This is a genomic window from Maricaulis sp. D1M11 (assembly GCF_047308265.1).
Lineage (GTDB): Bacteria > Pseudomonadota > Alphaproteobacteria > Caulobacterales > Maricaulaceae > Maricaulis.
In genome coordinates this window covers 415,059-433,970 of the sequence record NZ_JBKQWY010000003.1, presented here as the reverse complement: position 1 = coordinate 433,970, position 18,912 = coordinate 415,059, and the positions used below count along the sequence as shown (strand labels likewise).

Here is an 18,912-nt window from a genome sequence, read left to right as displayed (position 1 = left end):
TGAGAACTAAACAGGAACATATGTGTCTGGCAAGGGAAAATGCGGTGTCAGAGATAGACCCGCTGAAAGCGCGACCCCAGGCGAACAAGAAGCTCGTAATTGGCCGCGCCACCCGCGGCGGCGAACGCGTCGAGATCCTCACCCAGGAAGGACACGCTGTCTCCGGCCCGGGCCTGCGGCGCGGCAGAGATATCAATGGCGATCAGATCCATCGAAACCCGGCCGATCAGGGGGGCAGGCTTGCCGTGAATTCGGGCCGTTGCGCGATGACAGGCCCGCAAAACGCCGTCGGCATAGCCCAGATTTACCGTCGCAGTGCGCAGGGGGCGATCAACCGTGAACTCTGCGCCATAGCCCACCGTGTCACCGGGTTCGAGCTCGCGGACCTGCAGGATGGGCGCGTCGATCCGGGCGACGGGAAGAACCGGGCTGAACGGTCCAGCGCTCGGTGCACCGCCATAAAGCCCGATGCCCGGTCTCACCAGATCGAAATGATAATCTTCGCCCAGCAGAATGCCTGCAGAATTCGCCAGGCTGGCCGGGATGCCGGAAAAAACAGACCGGATCCGTCTGAAGCGGTGGAGTTGTTGCGTGTTGAGCGGATGCTCGGGGGTGTCCGCGCAGGCCAGATGGCTCATCACCAGTTTGAGCGACAATCCTTCCAGGCGCGCCGCATCCGCGAACAGATCGGACGTCTGTCCCGTCGAAAACCCAAGCCGACTGATGCCCGTGTCGAAATGTAGGGCGAAACCGAGTTCGGGCGCATAGGTGCGCAGGTCCGCCAGTTCGTCCGGTGAATTGATGACCGGGCAGAGCGTGTGCGCGCTCAGACGTTCGCTCTCGCTCGGCCAGAATCCGTTGAGAACGAAAATGTCGGGACCAGGGCCCAGGCTGGTTCGCACACGTTCGCCTTCTGCGCAGTTGGCGACAAAAAACGTGCGGCAGCCGGCAGAATGGAGCACGGGGGCGAGCGCGTCGGCGCCCAGGCCATAACTGTTGGCCTTGACCACGCCCGCGACGTCGGACGAGCCCGTCAACCGGTTCAGCGTGTCGTAATTGGCTGCTAGGCTGGAGCGATCAATGACCAGGCGAGGGCTTGGATCGATCGAGGCCCTACTGCTCGTATTCTTCATAACGGGTGTCAAGGTCACTAAATTTCGTACGCGCGCCGTCAAACGCCATCTTCGCTGTGCCGATGGCACCGTGACGCTGTTTACCGATGATGACTTCCGCGAGTTTCTCGATGCGCTTGAATTCCTCTTCCCAAGCGAGGTATTCCGGCGTGTCTTCCCGCGGTTTTTCCCGTTCCTTGTAGTATGCTTCCCGGTAAACGAACAGGACAACGTCAGCATCCTGCTCGATCGAGCCTGATTCACGCAGGTCCGACAGCTGGGGTTTCTTGTCTTCCCGGTTCTCTACCTGACGCGACAGCTGGGAGAGGGCGATCACGGGCACTTCCAGTTCCTTGGCCAGGGCCTTCAGGTTCTGGGTCACTTCGGAAACTTCTTGCACACGACTTTCGGCGCCCTTGGACTTGGAGCCGGTGACCAGTTGCAGATAGTCGACTACGATAAGGTCGAGCCCATGGGTGCGTTTCAGTCGACGCGCCCGGGCCGTCAGAGCGGAAATGGGCAAACCACCGGTGTCGTCGATGAAGAGCGGCAAGCCCTGGATTTCCAGCACGCCATCGCGGATCTCTTCGTATTGTGTCGCATCGATCGTACCCTGGCGGATCATATAGCCGGGGATGCCGGTATAGTCGGCGATCAGGCGGGTCGCGAGCTGCTCGGCGGACATCTCCAGGGAGTAAAAGGCGACCACGCCGCCATTCACCGTCTTTTTGGATCCATCGGGCTGGATCTCGAACTTGTAGTTCTTGGCGACATCGAAGGCGATATTCGTGGCCAGCGAGGTTTTCCCCATCGAGGGACGTCCTGCGAGGATGATGAGGTCGGAAGGGTGGAGCCCGCCCAGCTTGTCGTCCAGATCGCGAAGGCCGGAGGAGATGCCCGACAGCCCACCATCCCGTTCATACGCAGCCGCCGCGGATTCCACGGAATCAGCGAGGGCTTCCTTGAACGAGACAAAGCCTTTTGAACTGGAGCCTTCTTCAGCCAGAGAGAAGAGTTGTTGTTCAACGGACTCGATCTGTTTGCGCGCCGGATCCTCGCTCTCGCCCTGGGCGGCATTGACCATGTCAGTGCCGACCCGGATCAATTCGCGGCGCAAGGCCAGTTCATAGATGATGCGCGCATATTCCTGCGCGGCCGTATTCTCGGCGGCTGTTTCAATCAGCATGGCGAGATACACGGTACCGCCCAAGTCCTGCAGGCCCTGATCGCCCTGCATCAGGGTTTTGAGGACAACGGCATCGGCCAGCGAGCCACGCCCGATCAGATCAGTGGCGTTCTCGAAAATCCGACCATGGACGGGATCATAAAAATGTTCTGCACGCAGCCAGTCTGCGACCCGGTGGAACATCTCGTTATCGTAGAGCAGAGCTCCGAGAAAGGCCTGTTCGGCTTCCAGATTGTGTGGAGCAGTCTGGAGTTCCGGCTCATCCTCCCCCGCGGCTTCGGGCGGACCGTCAAAACCAGATGGCTCGGGCAGGGGCATGTCGGGGTCAAAGATTGGTGTATCGTCCATCGCCGGATCATAGCCAATTGTGCTGAGAGGATCGATAGACCGATGTGGGGCTCGGGCGGTTGTTCACCGAAATTCACACCGTGTGGACAAGTGTGGAAAACAGGCTTGGTACTCCGGGCGGTGAGGTCGATCGAGGACGATGTTCTGATCATCCGCGCGCTGATCCCTGTTAAGTGGATTCGATGGCCCTTTTTTCGGGTAAGTGAGATCAGTACAACCAATGCTGACATTTCCGATGGATCGAGTGTTGTGAAGTAAAACTAGTGGAGTTTCGAGATAAGACTCAATCAGTGCTTCTAAAACACTTGATGTGAATTATCTATGAGTTTCAAAAAATGGTACCGCTACAAATTGTTTTAAAACAACAGGTTGGAGTTATTTTGTAATTCCTTATAAATCGCGATTAGGTTCTCGTTAAGCCTGATCGGACCTTCCTATGGGCGTTATTTCGGGCAGGTAATCTTCGTGATTACTTGGATTGTCCAAATGGAAGGGGCTTAGGTTGTTTAAGGCAAAATATTTGGCGGGTGTGGCGCTGTTATCAATTGTATTGGGCGCGCCGGCATTTTCTCAGGATGAAACTGGTGAGTTCGTTCAGGATTCTTCGCAAGATGATATCATTGTCGTCACTGGTATTCGCCGGAGTCTGGCAAATGCACTCGACAGAAAGCAAGACAGTTCATACGCGGCAGATCTTATTGTTGCGACGGATATTGGTAAGCTTCCTGACACCAACCTTGCAGAAGCTTTGCAGCGGATCAGTGGTATTCAGATTGCCCGGGATCGCGGGGAGGGCAACAGCGTCTCCGTTCGTGGACTGCCGCAGGTGATCACGACTATCAATGGTCGCGAGACCTTTACGGCTGACCGGTCTCGCAGTGTGAACTTCGAGGACCTTCCGTCCGAGATGGTTCAGACCCTGGAAGTCCAGAAGACGCGCATCGCGAGCACGATCACGGGCGGGCTGGCCGGTACCGTCAATGTCCTCACCCTGCGTCCGGACGATCTGGATGATTATGAGTTCAACTTTTCCGCCAATTACGTTCAGCCTGAATTTGCCGAGGATGCCTATCCCCGTCTGAACGCACTGACGGGCGGCAATGTCTACACCGATGCCGGTCGTTTCGGCTGGCTGACTAATTTTGCGTATCAAGACCGACAGTATCGTTGGGACCGGCTGCAGATGGCCTATTGGCGCGATGCGCGTACCAACCAGCTTGATCTGGACGGTGATGGCGTATTCCCAAACGATCCGGATGATCTGATCTCCACGCCCGACGGGAACTGGTTGACCTTGTCGCCGACATTGGGGAGCCGTGAGCGTATCAGCTTCAACGGGATCTTTGACTGGTCGCCGCAGGACGATGTGAATCTCTATATGGAGATCGAGTACCGGGACGTTGAAACCTCCGAGGATCGCAACAACAACGCCTTTGACTCGATGGCGAGAGGGTCTGATCCGCGTTGGGCGGATGTGACCGTTGCAAGCAATGGCGATCTGCTGTCTGGCCGCAGCCTGAACCAGCAGGTCGAGGTCAATTCACAGGTCTTCGACAAGGATACGGAAACCTTCATGGCGGCTATGGGCGCCGAGTGGGTTGCCGGGTCCTGGTCCATCAAAGGCGATATGTCTTTCATCACCAGCGATGAAGTCCAGGATTTTGCCACGACGCGCTATATCTTCCGACCTAGTTCGGAAAGCCTGGACGTCTTCATCGATGTATCCCAGCCTGGCACCCCCTATGTCGACTTCCTCAACGAGCGCAGTGTCTTTGAGGACCCGACCAATTATGAGGCGGCCCGGATCAACGAAACTATCTCGGAGCGGAACCGGAACCAGCTGGATGTGCGCCTCGATGGTGAATACTATTTCGACTATTCCGGCACGCTGATCCAGTTCGGGGCACGCTTTGCGACGTCAGAGCTAGAGAGCAATTGGGGCTCGCGCGCTCGGTCTATCCCAGGGCGCTCTCGTCCGACGATTGATCAATTGGGCGAGATTACAACGACGACTTTGCCGAACTTCTTCAATGGCAATGCCGACGGCAATATCAACGGCATCGACTTCCTGGGTGTCGATCAGCAGTTCATGCGGGCGAACCGGGACCGTATCCGGGAGGTGTTCGGCGTCGAGACCGGGGATGTCGCTTTCTCGGACAACTCCTACTTCAAGATCGAGGAAGACATCTTCTCGCCTTACGTTCAGGTCGATTTTATCGACTTCTTTGGTTTCGTACCGACAGACGAACGACTGACCGGTAATATCGGCGCGCGGGTTGAGTTCCAGGAGCTCACCTCGATCACCAACTCGGAAATTTCCACACGTCAGGAAACCCACTTCCTGCCCAGTTTTAATGTGAACTGGGAAGTGTTGGACGATGTCAATCTCCGGGCCGCCGCCTATCAGACGCTCACTCGCCCTGATTTCGATGATCTGAGATCACGTCCGGCCTCGACCAATTCGCGTCGTGGTACCGGTTCTGCAGTTGGCAATCCCGATCTCGAACCGGTTGAATCAGATGCCCTGGACTTCTCTGTCGAGTGGTATTTTGCGCCCGGCTCCCTGGTGTCCGGCGCGGTTTTCTACAAGGACGTGTCCGGTTTCGTGGTTCGCGGTTCCGAACAAGAGGTCATTGACGGCATCACCTACGACGTCACCCGCCCTCGCAACCTGGCCGAAGCCACAATTAAGGGCTTTGAGTTCAACTATCAGCACTTCTACGACTTCCTGCCGGGACCGTTCTCGGGTCTGGGGGCGCAGTTCAACTACACCTATGTTGACAGTGAGAGTATGGATGAGACCACCGGCGAGACCTTCGCGCTGGAAGGTTTGTCCGAGCACGCCTACAACGTGATCGCTCTTTACGAGATGTACGGCATTCAGGCGCGCGCTGCATATTCCTGGCGCAGTGAGTTTGTCGCCCTGCAACGCGGACAAGGTGGCCGTGTGGAATGGACGGCGCCCATTGAATGGCTCGATCTGTCGATCGCGTACGATATCGATGATCGTTTCTCGGTCGTCCTGGCTGCATCAAACGTGCTGGACACCGTTGAGTTTGACTATTCGGAAATTGACACACACCCGCGCGGCTATTTTGCCGTGGACCGGTCCGTGTCCATCGGACTGCGCGGAAGTTTCTAACCAACCCTCCGAGAGCTTCCCAGCAGAGGGCCGGATACGTTCTCCCCGTCACCACCCGGCCATAATAAAGCGGGCGGATTTCACAATCCGCCCGCTCTTTTTGTTTTGAGAACCGATGGGAGGCTTAGGCCTCGGCGTCGGTTTCGGTCTCAGCGTCGGCAGCCGGGGCGTCGCCACCCTCTTCGCCGTCTTCACGCTCCTGACCGGCTTCAAACAGCTCGGCGGCCTGGGCATCGGCAATGGCGCGATCTTCTTCGGCCATGGCCGCGATCACGTCTTCACCGGAGGCCTGGCGTTCAGCTTCCTCTTCGGAACGCGCGACGTTGATGGTCACGTGAACAGAAACGTCGGCGTGCAGGCGAATGCGCAGTTCATGCAGACCCAGGGTCTTGATCGGGCCATCCATGGCGACCTGACCGCGAGTCACAGCAACGCCGGATTCGGAGACCGCCTCGGCGACGTCACGCGAGGTGACAGAACCGTAGAGCTGACCGCTCTCGCCGGCCTGGCGGATCAGGACGAAGCTCTCGCCGTCAATCTTGGTGCCATTTTCAGCAGCGGCTGCAGCGCGTTCGGCGTTGCGGGCTTCCAGCGCTTCACGCTCGGCTTCAAACCGGGCGAGGTTGGCGTCGGTGGCACGCAGAGCCTTGCCTTGCGGCAGGAGGAAATTGCGGGCGAAACCCGGGCGCACGGTGACAACGTCACCGATCGTGCCGAGATTTTCCACGCGTTCAAGAAGAACCAGTTTCATGTCGTCGGCTCCTTCGCTTAGCTGGCTGCGTAAGGCAGCAGAGCCAGCTGGCGGGCGCGCTTGATGGCGCGGGCCAGTTCACGCTGCTTCTTGGCAGACACGGCGGTGATGCGGGACGGCACGATCTTGCCACGCTCGGACATGTAGCGAAGCAGGAGTTTCGGGTCCTTGTAGTCGATCTTCGGGGAGTTTTCACCGGAGAACGGGCAAACCTTGCGACGGCGCATGAAGGGCCGACGGGCCGGAATGTTGGAGATGTTATTGGCGCTCATTGTGAGATCCCCTCTTACTGGCCACCAGGGCGACGACCGCGGCGCTCTTCTTTCTTGGAAAGAATAGCGGACTGGGCTTCGGTGTGTTCCTCGACGCGGATGGTCATGTGACGCATCACGTCCTCGGACAGACGCTGGAGACGGTCCAGTTCCTGGATGACGCCGGCTTCGGCATCAATGTCGATCAGGCCGTAGTGACCCTTGCGCGACTTGTTGATGCGATAGGCGAGATTGCGCAGACCCCAGTATTCGGTCTTGCCGGTCTTGCCACCCTGTTCTTCGATCAGGGTTTTGACGTCTTCGATGAGGGATTCCATCTGGGCCGGAGAGATGTCCGGACGTGCGATGAAGATGTGTTCGTACAGTGCCATTATGGCTCCCTTCCAAACGGGCTGCGGCGCAGGACTGCCGAAAGGGCGGACAGACCGGCGGTGGCTCCCTCTTTCTGGATCTCACACCCTGTGATTACCTTGGATGAAAGCGGGACCGCAACCAAGCGAAGCGCGGCCTTTATCTGATCCTGGCGCGCAATGCAAGGCGAGAAGCAAGCTTGCATGTATTCGGACAGATGGTTATTGCGCCATCAGTTTGAATTTTGACTGGAGTGATGGCGCATGAAATTCGCCTTTGTCTTTCCCGGCCAGGGCAGCCAGGCTGTCGGCATGGGCCAGGAGCTGGCCGCTCAATTTGCAGTCGCCAAGGCTGTATTTGACGAAGTGGACGCCGCGCTGGGTCAGAATCTGAGCGCCCTGATGGCCGACGGTCCGCTGGAAACGCTTACCCTGACAGAGAATGCACAACCGGCACTCATGGCCTCCAGCATGGCCGTGATGCGGGTTCTCGAGAGCGAGTTTGACGTAAAGGTCAATGCGGCAAGCTTTGTCGCCGGTCACAGTCTTGGTGAGTATTCAGCCCTGGCTGCGGCCGGGTCCTTGAGCCTGGGCGATGCGGCCAAACTGCTGAAACTGCGCGGTCAGTCCATGCAGAAAGCCGTTCCGGTCGGCGAGGGCACCATGGCCGCTCTTCTGGGGGCTGACGAGGCGCTGGCGACAGCGGCCGTCACCGCCGGTCTTGACGCGGGTGTGTGTCAGATCGCCAACGATAACGCGCCGGGGCAGATTGTCATTTCCGGTGCCGTGGCCGCCATCGATGCCGCGATCGCCAAGGCCTCCGAGCTGGGCCTGAAGAAGGCGATGAAACTGCCCGTCTCTGCCCCCTTCCATTGTTCGATGATGCAGCCGGCGGCAGACGCCATGGCCGAGGCCCTGGCCGAAGCCGACATACAAGCGCCTGCGGTGCCGGTCGTGGCCAATGTTACGGCTCGTCCGACCGATGATGTTGAAACCATCCGTCGTCAGCTGGTTGAACAGGTCACAGGGCGCGTTCGCTGGCGGGAGAGTGTGTTGTGGATGGTCGAAGAGGCAGGCCTTGCGACACTTGCCGAGGCTGGAACGGGCAAGGTCCTGTCCACCATGCTCAAGCGCACCACCAAGGACGCCAAGGGTGTCGTCCTGTCTTCCGCGACGGAGCTGGAGACTTTTGCGGCCAGCCTATCTGGCAATTCCTGAAGCTGCGCCGGGTAAACGACGCAGCTGACTCTTTTAATTCTGGCCCGCCCTGTGCTCTATGGTGTGGCTCGCTTTGTAAAAGGACTGACCATGTTCGATCTTACTGGCAAAAACGCCCTCGTCACCGGTGCAACCGGCGGTATCGGCAAATCCATTGCTGAAGCCCTTCACGCGCGCGGTGCAACTGTCGCTCTTTCGGGAACGCGCGAAAGCGTGCTCCAGGAACTCGCAGACAGCCTGGGTGAGCGCGCGCATGTCCTGCCGTGCAATCTGTCGGATGCGGATGCTGTGGATGCCCTGCCCAAACAGGCGGCCGAGGCCATGGGTTCGCTCGACATTCTGGTCGCCAATGCCGGCATCACCAAGGACCAGCTCCTCATGCGGATGAAGGATGAGGATTGGGACCAGGTGATCAAGATCAATCTGGAAAGCTATTTCCGCCTGACCCGTGCCGCCCTGCGCGGCATGATGAAAGCGCGTTGGGGCCGCATCGTCGGCATCACCTCGGTTGTCGGTGTCACCGGCAATCCGGGTCAGGCGAATTATTGTGCATCCAAGGCCGGCATGATCGGCTTCTCGAAATCTTTGGCCCAGGAAGTGGCTGCGCGCGGTGTGACCGTGAACTGCGTGGCTCCCGGTTTCATCGCATCGCCGATGACCGACGTCCTGACCGAGGACCAGCGTTCTGCTATTCTTTCCAAGATTCCTGCGGGAGATCTGGGCAGCGGCGCTGACATTGCAGGTGCAGTGGTTTACCTCGCAAGCGCCGAGGCCCAATATATGACGGGTCAGACGCTGCATGTGAATGGCGGTATGGCAATGATCTAATGGTCGAATCATGGCGAGTGTGCCATGGATCTGCCTTCTGGTATTGGTGTGGGAAGTATGATACTTGCCCGCGCATTCTTGGGGATTGTGTTTAAGGGCGCATCCCGTCCCTTCCTGCGCCGCCGACATTCAGGGCGGTCAATTGCATAAGAGGATACGAAATGTCTGACGTTCTCGAACGCGTAAAGAAAATCGTGGTGGAGCACCTCGACGTTGAGGCCGAAAAAGTTGCTGAAAACGCCAGCTTCATCGACGATCTGGGCGCCGACTCTCTCGACAATGTCGAGCTGGTGATGGCGTTCGAAGAAGAATTCGACATTGAAATCCCGGACGACGCCGCTGAGCACATTCAGACGGTCGGCGACGCCGTGAAATTCATCTCCGAGAAGGTCGGTTAAGACTGGATCATGCGTCGCGTCGTCGTCACGGGTATCGGCCTTGTCACCCCGCTTGGGGCAGGTCGTGAGACGGTCTGGAAGCGCCTGCTGGACGGTCAGTCCGGCCTGGGGCTGATCGACCACTTCGACACGTCGGACCTGGCCTGCAAGATTGCAGGCCTGGTGCCGCGGCTGGATGGCCGTGGTGACGGCGGCGACAGCTATGACGGGGTGTTTGACCCCGATGCCGTCATGAGCGCCCGCGACCGGCGGCGCGTGGATGATTTCATCCTCTATGGCATTGCGGCAGCAGACGAGGCCCTGGCTGATTCCGGCTGGGTGGCTGAAACCGAGGACGACCGGTATCGCGCCGGTGTGATGATCGGTTCCGGCATTGGGGGGCTGGAGACCACGTTTAACGCCTCCATTGATCTGCACGAGAAGGGGCCCCGCCGCCTCTCTCCCTTTGTTATTCCCTCCATGCTGATCAATCTGGCCTCGGGCCAGGTTTCGATCCGGCATGGCCTGAAAGGCCCCAATCATTCGGTTGTGACGGCCTGCTCCACCGGCGCTCACGCCATCGGTGATGCGGCCCGCCTGGTCGCTCGCGGCGATGCGGATGTGATGGTGGCGGGAGGTGCCGAAGCGGCCGTTTGTCGTCTGGGTATTGCGTCCTTTGTTGCCTGCAAGGCCTTGTCGACCGGCTTTAACGAGACGCCGCAGAAAGGCTCCCGGCCTTATGACACCGATCGCGATGGTTTCGTGATGGGTGAGGGCGCCGGCGTGGTCGTGCTTGAAGACTATGAGCGTGCCAAGGCCCGCGGCGCGAAAATCTATGCCGAGGTCAAGGGATATGGGCTCTCCGGTGACGCCTATCACATCACGGCTCCGGCCGAGGATGGCGATGGTGGCTACCGGGCCATGTCGGCGGCCCTGGCCGATGGCGGGCTCACCGCGTCTGATATCGATTACGTCAACGCCCATGGCACATCCACACCCAAGGGCGACGAGATCGAACTGCGCGCCGTGGAACGCCTGTTCAGCGATGTCCCCGAGGGGCTTGTGATGTCGTCGACGAAATCCTCGATCGGTCACCTCCTGGGGGCGGCCGGGGCGGTCGAGGCGATTTTCTCCATTCTGGCGATTCGGGACGGCATGTGCCCCCCGACACTCAACCTGGACAATCCTTCCGTTGACACGCCGATCAATCTGGCACCGCATAAGGCGGTGAAAAAAGAGGTCCGGGCCGCCTTGTCCAACTCGTTTGGATTCGGTGGAACCAATGCCTCCGTGCTATTCGTCGCCGCAGACTGACGCGTTCTGGAGTACATGATGAGTGAGGTCGACACGGCCCCCGCCAAAAAGGGTGGGTGGTTGAAGATTCTTCTGTTCTGGATTTTGGGCCTGATTGCGGTGGGCGCGCTCGCGGTTGCGGGCGGCGGATATGCCGGATACCGCTGGCTGGAGGCTCAGTATGTGTCCGATGGACCGGTGTCAGACGACAGCATCATCACGATTGAACGCGGGACCGGTCTGATACAAGCTGCCTACCAGCTCGAGCGAGAGGGGCTTGTCACTGATGCGCGCGTGTTCCGTGTCGCTGTGGAGCTTCTGGAAGAGCCCGATACCATCAAGACGGGCGAATACCTCATTCCGGCCAACGCCTCCATGCAGGCTATTCATGACCTGCTTGTCGAGGGCGAGAGCATTCAATACCCGATCACCTTCGCGGAAGGTCTCACCAGCGCCATGATTGTGCGTGTGCTCGAAGCGTCAGATGTTTTGACGGGCGAGATTGCCGAGGTTCCGGCGGAAGGCACACTGCTGCCGGAGACCTATCTGGTCACACGGGGCACAAGCCGTCAGTCGCTGCTGGACCGTATGCAGGCCGATCAGACGGCCCTTCTGGACGCGCTCTGGGATAATCGTGCGGACGATCTGCCCATTTCCTCCCGTGCTGAAGCCATTATCCTGGCCTCGATTGTCGAGAAGGAAACCGGCGTCGGGTCCGAGCGTGCGGAAGTCGCCGGGGTGTTCACCAACCGGCTGGACCGCGGGATGCGTCTGGAAAGCGATCCGACCATTATCTATGGCATCAGCCAGGGCGAACCTTTGGGGCGGGGATTGCGCCGGTCCGAGATCGATAATGAAAACAATGCCTGGAATACTTATCAAATCCCGCGCCTGCCGCCGACGCCCATCGCTAATCCCGGCCGCGAAAGCCTGGAGGCCGTGCTCAACCCGGCCGAGACCGAGTATCTGTTCTTCGTGGCAGACGGTACGGGTGGGCATGTCTTTGCCGAAACCTATGCCCAGCACTTGCGCAATGTGCGCGAATGGCGCCGTATTGAGCGTGAACGTCGACAACAAGCGAACTAGACCATGACTGATCATCTGTCCGGCATGACCGGATTTGCCCGGGCCGAAGGCGAATTCGGCAGCTTGCGCTGGGTCTGGGAAGGCCGATCCGTCAATGGCAAGGGCCTGGAGGCCCGGTTCCGCTGGCCCGCCGGATATGAGCGCCTGGAAGGCGCGGTTCGCGATGCGGCCAAGCACCGCTTTGCGCGCGGTAATCTGCAGTGTTCGCTCACGCTGCGCCAGGATGGCGAGACCCCTGCCGTTTCTGTGGATGTAAATGCCGTCAAGGTTCTGCTGGCCTCCGCTGCGCCGCTTCTGGCCAGTGGTGATGTGACCGCACCGCGCCTGGATGGGCTCATGTCGGTGCCAGGTGTTCTGGTGTCGTCCGAGCGCGATGCCCTCGAGATCGATCCCGAACTGGACGCAGCTCTGGTCGCGAGCCTCGCAGAACTGCTGGATCGTTTGAAACAGGCACGACTGGAGGAGGGCGTAGCCCTGTCCGGGATACTGAGCGGTCAGGTGGATGACATTGAACGTCTGACCACTGAAGCCTCCTGCTTGGCTGTAACGCGCACGGAGGCCCTCAAACTGCGCCTGGAACAGAAGTTCAATGAACTTTTGCCCAAAGGGCTCGACGAGGATCGCCTGGCCACGGAAGCGGCTGCGCTCGCGGTAAAGCTGGATGTGCAAGAAGAGTTGGACAGACTCAAAGCACACATCCAATCTGCGCGCCAATTAATCCAACAAGGCTCCCCCGTCGGACGAAAACTGGACTTCCTGACCCAGGAGTTCAATCGGGAAGCCAATACGCTATGCTCAAAGTCGCAGGATCCGGCTTTGACGACGGTCGGTCTGGCACTCAAGAATGTCATCGACCAGATGAGGGAGCAGGTTCAGAATGTCGAGTGATGGTCATGCCGCCCTGTTCCGAGGCCAACGCCGCGGCGTCCTGATCCCTCTGTCCAGCCCGTCCGGTGCGGGAAAAACGACGCTGTCCAAACGTCTGCTGGCGCAAAATCCGGATATCGTTCTGTCTGTCTCCACTACCACGCGTCAGCCGCGTCCCGGTGAACAGCACGGTGTCGATTATTATTTCACCGACGAAGCCACCTTCATGCAGCAGGTCGAAGAGGGTGCGTTTTTCGAATGGGCCAAGGTGTTCGACCATTATTACGGCACACCCAAGGCGCCTGTGATGGAGGCCATCGAGGAAGGCCGGGATGTGGTCTTCGATATCGACTGGCAAGGCGCCCAGGCCATCGCCGAACAGGCGGCTGAAGACACCGTGCGAGTATTCATCCTGCCGCCCTCTCTCGCTCTGCTGGAAGACCGTCTGAAAAAGCGGGGCCAGGATAGCAGCGAGATCATTGATGGCCGCATGGCCCGCGCCAAGAGCGAGATCGAGCACTGGTCGGAGTACGACTATGTGATCGTGAATGATGATTTCGCCCGGGCGCTCGAAAAGCTCAATCTGATCCTGCATGCGGAACGCTGGAAGCGGTCGCGTCATCCCTGGTTGGATGGATTTGTCCAGGCCCTGATGGACGAATAACTAGCCCCGGGCCGCCCGCCAGGCGCGGGCCAAAGCCTGGAAACCCTCAATATCAATCGTCTCCGCTCGTGCAGACGGATCCAGTCCGGCGGCCTCGATGAGGCTGTCCACCGGTGTGGAGGCTTGGTGTGCAGCCTGTGCCAGGGAGCGGCGCAGGATTTTGCGTCTCTGGCCAAATGCAGAAGCCGTGACAGCTTCCAGAGCCTTGAGATCCTCGAACCGTTGATCCGCCGGCAGGGGATCTACAACAATCACGGCCGATTCGACTTTGGGCGGCGGGGTAAAGGCCCGCGCGGTCACTTTCAGCGCCAGCCGAACCGAGGCGCGCGACTGGGAGAGGATGGCGAGACGGCCATAGGCCTTCTCGCCGACCCGGGCCACGATCCGGTCCGCCACTTCCCGCTGGAACATCAAGACGGCCCGTGTCCACCAGATGGGGTCGCTCTCCAGCCATTTGATCATCAGATGCGTGCCCACATTATAGGGCAGGTTGGACAGGATGACGGATTGTCCGGCAGGCATGAAACGTGTCTCATCCACCTCCAGCGCATCCCCTTCAACGATATCGAGCTGACCGGGATAGGCCGCGCCAACCTCGGCAAGCGCGGGCAAGAAACGCGGATCCTTCTCGACAAGCGTGAGATGCCTGGCGCCTTCCGCCAGAATGGCGCGCGTCAGACCGCCCGGGCCGGGACCGATCTCGATCGCGTGCTTGTCACTCATGTCTCCGGCCAGGCGCGCAATCTTCGCTGTGAGGTTCAGGTCGAGAAGAAAGTGCTGCCCGAATGTCTTTTTGGCACCCAGATCATGCTGGGCAATGACATCGCGGAGCGGGGGAAGTTGATCAGGCGTCATAACGGTGGCGGGCAAGAGTATCGGCTTGGCGCAGGGCGGCGATCAGGCTGTCGGGACGGGCGGTCAACTGACCGGCCCGGTCAAACGCTGTGCCATGGTCCGGCGATGTTCGAATAATGGGCAGGCCGAGGGTTATATTCACCCCGCCATGGAAGTCGAGGGTCTTTACAGGGATCAGACCCTGATCATGATACTGGCACAAGACAACATCATAGCCTTGACGGGCATCGGCATGGAACAAGGTGTCAGGCGGGCGGGCATCAGAGATGTCTATCCCCTCTGTCCGGAGGCGTTCAGCGGCGGGGTTGAGGATTTCGATCTCCTCGCGTCCCAGCGCCCCGTCTTCGCCGGCATGCGGGTTGAGGCCCGCCAGCGCAAGACGTGGATGCGCGATACCAAAGTCCTGCTGCAAGGCGTTGTGGGTCAGGCGCGCCAGTTCGATCACACGTTCCGCTGTCATGGCTGCCAGGGCATCGCATAGCGACACATGGATTGAGGTCAGCACGACACGCAGATGGGCATTGGCCAGCATCATGACAGGGCCGCGTGGGCCGCTCACGGGTGCGTGACGGGTGAGGTCCGCCAGATACTCGGTATGCCCGGGAAAGCGGAAACCGGCTTCGTAGAGCACGCTTTTGGCGATCGGACAGGTCACCAGTCCCGCGGCTTCGCCGGACAGGGCAAGGGCGACGCCACGTTCAATGCTGGCGCAGATCAGCGGGGCCTGGTCGGGAGACGGGGTTCCGGGCTGGACGGCCGGCACGGTGATGTCGTCGAGCGGCAATACAGGCAGGGCCGATCCAAATACCGCGTTGGCCTCGCTCAGGTGTGCGATCCTTTGGGGGGCGGGCAGGCCCAGTCGTGCGGCCTGATCGTGGAGTATCGGGTGGTCACCGATCAGCGCAAAGACGGGACCGTCTGAACACAATGCGCGCCAGGCCTTCAGGGCAATCTCTGGACCAATGCCCGCCGGATCACCCAGGCTGAGCGCAAGGGGCCGAGAGGGGCGTGTCACCGGATATCGATGGTGGAGTCACGGCGCAGATCGCGCAGCCAGCGGCGGGCCTGTAGCGATAATTGCTGTCCGCGGATCTGGCCGGCGATATCATCGCGGCTCGGCACACCCGGTCCGGTGATTTCGCGATTGCAGACCAGCAGTGTTTGAAGACCCGCTGCGGTATCCAGAACGCCTGTATTATCACCGGTATCCAGCGGATTCAGTGCCTGGCGGATTTGCGGCAACAGGGCGTCCGTGGTGATGGTGCCCAGCTGGCTGACAAACGCGCCATCAAACTCATCTGCCAGGGCTTGAGCCGCCTCGCAGGTCGGGCTCTCAGCCAGGGCGCGTTCGAATTGCGCGCGGGTATTGTCCTCCACACTCGCTGCCGGGATTGTGACCTGGGTCAGCTCGTATTGCAGTGTGGTCGTGCCGTCACGCACGCCGATGAGGGCAACGACCATGAAGCCGCCGGGCACGCGGACCGGGTTGGACAACGCACCACGCCCCCCATTGGCTTCAAACGCGCCGACAAGCTGCGGCATGATGTTGGACACTTCCTGTGGCAGCTGGGACGCGACAATCCAGCCAATATCACCACCGGTCCGGGCTGAGGGGGCATCCGAAAACTGACGTGCAAGATCCGGGAAGCTGGCACCGCTCTGAAGCTGTTGAAGAATTGTCAGAACCCGTTGAACGGCTTGGTCTTCTGCCTGAGCGGAAGGGATTTCGACAAGAATTTCGAAGATGCGGTATTGCGGCTGAGACGCCGAGGCGACAAGACGTTCGAGCGATTGGGTGATCTGCTGATCCGAGACGCGAATTCGGCTGCCATAACGACCATTGACCAGGATTTGCCACGCAATCTCGGCTTCCAGCTGACGGCGCAAGGTCGACACATCGACCCCTGAAGCGCGCAGATCGTTCGTGATGGCGTCCACGGTGGTGTTGGATCGACTGGCGAGGTCGCGAATGGAGTCATTGACCTCTTCGTCCGTCACTTCGATCTCGTATTCCGATGCGGCCTGCAGCTGCAGACTTTCATCGATGAGACCGGACAGAGCCTGGTCATAGATTCGGGGCAGGGATTGCGGGTCGGGCTGGATACCAGATGAGGCCACAATCAGTCGCATACGATTGCGCACGTCGAGCGTGGTGATCGGTTCGTCATTGACGGTGGCGGCGATGCCTTCAATTTGACCTTGCGGAGCCGGCGAGGTGTCTTGCTGGGCAAGCGCGGCTGGGGTGAAGGACAGGACAGACAGGGACGCCACAATGGCAAGTAGAACGCGTTTCATCAGCGAGGATCCAGTTCCAAGCGGTACATGACAGGCACGGTCATCGCGCAATCGAGGCACAATGTACACTAATCTTCTGACAAACTACCCAGCGTGAACAGTGCGATACGCACCTGGATGGATTCAGAATCCCCCAGACCCGCAATAAGGTTCGCTTCGCGCTGGTAGAGAATCTGCAGCTGGGTGCAGTCATCCTCATACCCAAAACCGATATTCGAGAGGCGTGTTTCGTCGGCATCGAGATCCTGGCGGATGTCGCCGATAAAATCCCAGTGCTCGGTGAGGCGCACGCCAAAGGCGGCCTGCAATTCTCGATCCTCCTCGCCGGGAAGCGAATCATCACTTACATCCGTGTAGCGAAGGGATCCATAGAAGGCGTCGCTTGTGTAGGAGGTGGCGACGCTGATCCGGTCGAGATCGAAATCTTCCTCGTTGAGCCGCGTCTGGATATTGAGCCTGAACTGGTCAAGGGACAGAGACCCGGCCACGACATAGTCGGAATTGTCTTCAAAGAGGCCGCTGGATTCGCTGAAGACTGCGTCTCCGTCGAGACGGTGGCTTTGACCGACAAAAACGCGGGCAGCGTTGGCTGACCCCCATTGTGCGGTGGCACGAAGCCCCCAGGCAAGACGCTGACCTTCTTCCCAGATATCGTGCCCCGGCGATCGAATGGGGGCAAAGATAATGCTCTCATCCAGGTCAACCGAAAGACTGTCTTCGTTCAGGATCTCGGCACTGTTTTCATCTTCGGAGGATATGACGGCGGACACGACGGGTTCCAGGATCCAGTCGACTGTCTCGCCCGGACGGTAAAGCGGATAGCTGAACTCGGCTCCGGCCAGCCCCACGCTCCGCGTTGCGTCCGTGTCGATCAATGTGCCGTCAGACTGTCTAACATCGTCGAACCAGTAGGAATCATGCCGTACGAGTGCATAGGGTTCGACAACCAGCCCGGTGGATGAGACATAGCGGGTCCGCCAGTCCAGCCCGGCAGACGCGCGTGTGTAATCCTGTCCGGAAGATCGGCGTAAATTGGCGCTGCTGGTGCTGAAGGTCACACGGCCCCAGTTACGGTCTTCGATTAGATTGCGCTGAAACTCGAACATCGGCGCGACATCAGGAATTGCCGCGTCATCCCGCTGGGATAGCAGGGATTGATACGTCGCACCCGCCAGCAGGGCGTACTGACGTTCGCCGCGATTTTCGACATAGAGCTGGTTAATCAGGCGGCGATTGGTGGTGGTCAGCGGGGCGCCGCGGTCCTTGTCCTGTTCGGAAAAGTCATAGCGACGCAGGTTGAGCTCATCCGATGCCCCCTGCACGGTAAAGCCCCAGCGCCAATCATCAGTGATGTTAAACCGTCCGCCGCCGAAAATATGCCAGCGGTTATGGTTCTCGCCGAATTTGTTGCCATCGCCGTCAATGTCGCGCTCATTGGTATAGCTGCCTTCAAACTCCAGCTGGCCAGACCAGAAGCGTTTGCGATACTCGCCGTACAGCAAGGGGTTCACATTACTCATGACACGCGGCGCGATAATGAGGTCCTGCGACGGCGAAATCGCCCAGTAATAGGGTTGCTGATAGGAGACCCCCAGACGCGAGGAGACGCCGAAACCCGGGAAAAGAAGGCCGGAGCGGCGCTCGGAGGACGGATCAGCGTGTGAGAAGGCCGGCGCATAAAAGACCGGCACACCCATCATCTCGATCTGGGCGTCCTTGTAATACACCATCTGATTGTTGACATCGCGCACGACTTCACTCGCACGGATCCGCCAGGTGGGTTCACCATCACCCGTCTCACACATCGGGCAGGCCGTGTAGTAGGCATCATTGGCCTGCAGTGAACCGTCAGCGCGGCGCACAGCTGTGGCGGCTGCCACACGGCCTTGATTCTCCAGCATTGCGGCGAAGCCCAGCGCGAGGCCGGTATTGAGAGCTGTGTCGAACACCATTTCGTCGGCATGCTGGGCGTGTTCACCCTGGCCGAAGAGAATCACATTGCCCCGGGCAATGATCTGGCTTTCGGCGGGACGATACACCAGCTCGTCGGCGAACAGCGTACGATCCCCTTGGCGCACGCGCACATTGCCGCGTGCGAGATAGCCTTCGCCACCGGTCAAATCATTGACCGTATCCGCTTCAAGATAGACCGGACGTTCATCCGGATCGACACCGTCCTGGGCCAGGGCGGGCATAGTGCCCCCGAGAACCAGTGAACTGATGAGTGCAGTGGCAAACGAGAATTTACGCGACGCCATTGCGTCACCC

The 18,912-nt window shown here is 59.4% G+C and carries 17 protein-coding genes; 8 read left to right on the top strand and 9 right to left on the bottom strand.

The window, feature by feature from the left end:
- Positions 1-47: 47 nt before the first annotated feature.
- The gene (gene alr / locus RMQ97_RS08375) at positions 48-1,133 is read right to left on the bottom strand and encodes an alanine racemase (protein ID WP_413660406.1); all 1,086 of its coding nucleotides are present in this window, start codon (positions 1,131-1,133) and stop codon (positions 48-50) included.
- On the bottom strand, positions 1,114-2,616 hold the full coding sequence (locus RMQ97_RS08370; RefSeq protein WP_413660447.1) for a replicative DNA helicase: 1,503 nt from the start codon (positions 2,614-2,616) through the stop codon (positions 1,114-1,116). Before RMQ97_RS08370 ends, alr begins: the two co-directional genes overlap by 20 nt.
- A gap of 559 nt (positions 2,617-3,175) precedes the next feature.
- On the opposite strand from RMQ97_RS08370, the gene RMQ97_RS08365 reads away from it, so the two are divergent.
- Complete coding sequence (locus tag RMQ97_RS08365; RefSeq protein ID WP_413660405.1) at positions 3,176-5,788, top strand: TonB-dependent receptor; 2,613 nt, start codon at positions 3,176-3,178, stop codon at positions 5,786-5,788.
- A gap of 124 nt (positions 5,789-5,912) precedes the next feature.
- Here RMQ97_RS08365 and rplI read toward each other — a convergent pair whose 3' ends face one another.
- The 3 genes from rplI to rpsF are packed head-to-tail and all read right to left on the bottom strand — an operon-like array spanning position 5,913 to position 7,182.
- The gene (rplI, locus tag RMQ97_RS08360; protein WP_413660404.1) at positions 5,913-6,539 is read right to left on the bottom strand and encodes a 50S ribosomal protein L9; all 627 of its coding nucleotides are present in this window, start codon (positions 6,537-6,539) and stop codon (positions 5,913-5,915) included.
- Between the two features lie 17 nt (positions 6,540-6,556).
- A complete protein-coding gene (gene rpsR / locus RMQ97_RS08355; protein ID WP_413660403.1) occupies positions 6,557-6,811 on the bottom strand; it encodes a 30S ribosomal protein S18 in 255 nt (84 codons plus the stop codon).
- A gap of 14 nt (positions 6,812-6,825) precedes the next feature.
- Positions 6,826-7,182: a 30S ribosomal protein S6 gene (gene rpsF / locus RMQ97_RS08350; RefSeq protein WP_413660402.1), complete on the bottom strand. Its 357-nt coding sequence runs from the start codon at positions 7,180-7,182 to the stop codon at positions 6,826-6,828.
- 243 nt (positions 7,183-7,425) lie between these two features.
- Between rpsF and fabD the strand changes: the two genes are divergently transcribed.
- The 7 genes from fabD to gmk all read left to right on the top strand — a co-directional run bounded on the left by fabD (position 7,426) and on the right by gmk (position 13,494).
- Positions 7,426-8,379: an ACP S-malonyltransferase gene (gene fabD / locus RMQ97_RS08345; RefSeq protein ID WP_413660401.1), complete on the top strand. Its 954-nt coding sequence runs from the start codon at positions 7,426-7,428 to the stop codon at positions 8,377-8,379.
- Between the two features lie 90 nt (positions 8,380-8,469).
- Positions 8,470-9,207: a 3-oxoacyl-[acyl-carrier-protein] reductase gene (gene fabG / locus RMQ97_RS08340; RefSeq protein ID WP_413660400.1), complete on the top strand. Its 738-nt coding sequence runs from the start codon at positions 8,470-8,472 to the stop codon at positions 9,205-9,207.
- Positions 9,208-9,368: 161 nt separating this feature from the next.
- Entirely contained in the window at positions 9,369-9,605 is a 237-nt protein-coding gene (locus tag RMQ97_RS08335; RefSeq protein WP_413660399.1) for an acyl carrier protein, read from the top strand.
- Between the two features lie 9 nt (positions 9,606-9,614).
- Positions 9,615-10,898, top strand: a complete 1,284-nt coding sequence (gene fabF, locus RMQ97_RS08330; protein ID WP_413660398.1) for a beta-ketoacyl-ACP synthase II — start codon at positions 9,615-9,617, stop codon at positions 10,896-10,898.
- An 18-nt stretch (positions 10,899-10,916) separates the two neighbouring features.
- Positions 10,917-11,963, top strand: coding sequence for an endolytic transglycosylase MltG (mltG, locus tag RMQ97_RS08325; RefSeq protein WP_413660397.1), 1,047 nt, complete (start codon positions 10,917-10,919; stop codon positions 11,961-11,963).
- Positions 11,964-11,966: 3 nt separating this feature from the next.
- On the top strand, positions 11,967-12,851 hold the full coding sequence (locus tag RMQ97_RS08320) for a YicC/YloC family endoribonuclease (RefSeq protein WP_413660396.1): 885 nt from the start codon (positions 11,967-11,969) through the stop codon (positions 12,849-12,851).
- Positions 12,841-13,494 (top strand): guanylate kinase, encoded by a 654-nt coding sequence (gene gmk / locus RMQ97_RS08315; RefSeq protein WP_413660395.1) that lies wholly within the window; start codon positions 12,841-12,843, stop codon positions 13,492-13,494. The genes RMQ97_RS08320 and gmk overlap by 11 nt, the downstream gene beginning before the upstream one ends.
- On the opposite strand, the gene rsmA is transcribed toward gmk, so the two are convergent.
- From rsmA to RMQ97_RS08295, 4 genes are all read right to left on the bottom strand, one after another.
- Entirely contained in the window at positions 13,495-14,349 is an 855-nt protein-coding gene (gene rsmA / locus RMQ97_RS08310) for a 16S rRNA (adenine(1518)-N(6)/adenine(1519)-N(6))-dimethyltransferase RsmA (protein ID WP_413660394.1), read from the bottom strand.
- Positions 14,339-15,364, bottom strand: coding sequence for a 4-hydroxythreonine-4-phosphate dehydrogenase PdxA (gene pdxA / locus RMQ97_RS08305; RefSeq protein ID WP_413660393.1), 1,026 nt, complete (start codon positions 15,362-15,364; stop codon positions 14,339-14,341). The genes rsmA and pdxA overlap by 11 nt, the downstream gene beginning before the upstream one ends.
- Positions 15,361-16,644: a peptidylprolyl isomerase gene (locus tag RMQ97_RS08300; protein ID WP_413660392.1), complete on the bottom strand. Its 1,284-nt coding sequence runs from the start codon at positions 16,642-16,644 to the stop codon at positions 15,361-15,363. The genes pdxA and RMQ97_RS08300 overlap by 4 nt, the downstream gene beginning before the upstream one ends.
- Positions 16,645-16,712: 68 nt before the next feature.
- Positions 16,713-18,902, bottom strand: a complete 2,190-nt coding sequence (locus RMQ97_RS08295) for an LPS-assembly protein LptD (RefSeq protein ID WP_413660391.1) — start codon at positions 18,900-18,902, stop codon at positions 16,713-16,715.
- Between the last annotated feature and the right edge of the window lie 10 nt (positions 18,903-18,912).

What these genes read in the sequence shown, in the direction of transcription:
- alr (WP_413660406.1), bottom strand. Translation starts at nt 1,133, where the DNA reads ATGAAGAATACGAGCAGTAGGGCCTCGATCGATCCAAGCCCTCGCCTG.
- RMQ97_RS08370 (WP_413660447.1), bottom strand. Translation starts at nt 2,616, where the DNA reads ATGCCCCTGCCCGAGCCATCTGGTTTTGACGGTCCGCCCGAAGCCGCG.
- rplI (WP_413660404.1), bottom strand. Translation starts at nt 6,539, where the DNA reads ATGAAACTGGTTCTTCTTGAACGCGTGGAAAATCTCGGCACGATCGGT.
- rpsR (WP_413660403.1), bottom strand. Translation starts at nt 6,811, where the DNA reads ATGAGCGCCAATAACATCTCCAACATTCCGGCCCGTCGGCCCTTCATG.
- rpsF (WP_413660402.1), bottom strand. Translation starts at nt 7,182, where the DNA reads ATGGCACTGTACGAACACATCTTCATCGCACGTCCGGACATCTCTCCG.
- fabD (WP_413660401.1), top strand. Translation starts at nt 7,426, where the DNA reads ATGAAATTCGCCTTTGTCTTTCCCGGCCAGGGCAGCCAGGCTGTCGGC.
- fabG (WP_413660400.1), top strand. Translation starts at nt 8,470, where the DNA reads ATGTTCGATCTTACTGGCAAAAACGCCCTCGTCACCGGTGCAACCGGC.
- RMQ97_RS08335 (WP_413660399.1), top strand. Translation starts at nt 9,369, where the DNA reads ATGTCTGACGTTCTCGAACGCGTAAAGAAAATCGTGGTGGAGCACCTC.
- fabF (WP_413660398.1), top strand. Translation starts at nt 9,615, where the DNA reads ATGCGTCGCGTCGTCGTCACGGGTATCGGCCTTGTCACCCCGCTTGGG.
- mltG (WP_413660397.1), top strand. Translation starts at nt 10,917, where the DNA reads ATGAGTGAGGTCGACACGGCCCCCGCCAAAAAGGGTGGGTGGTTGAAG.
- RMQ97_RS08320 (WP_413660396.1), top strand. Translation starts at nt 11,967, where the DNA reads ATGACTGATCATCTGTCCGGCATGACCGGATTTGCCCGGGCCGAAGGC.
- gmk (WP_413660395.1), top strand. Translation starts at nt 12,841, where the DNA reads ATGTCGAGTGATGGTCATGCCGCCCTGTTCCGAGGCCAACGCCGCGGC.
- rsmA (WP_413660394.1), bottom strand. Translation starts at nt 14,349, where the DNA reads ATGACGCCTGATCAACTTCCCCCGCTCCGCGATGTCATTGCCCAGCAT.
- RMQ97_RS08300 (WP_413660392.1), bottom strand. Translation starts at nt 16,644, where the DNA reads ATGAAACGCGTTCTACTTGCCATTGTGGCGTCCCTGTCTGTCCTGTCC.
- RMQ97_RS08295 (WP_413660391.1), bottom strand. Translation starts at nt 18,902, where the DNA reads ATGGCGTCGCGTAAATTCTCGTTTGCCACTGCACTCATCAGTTCACTG.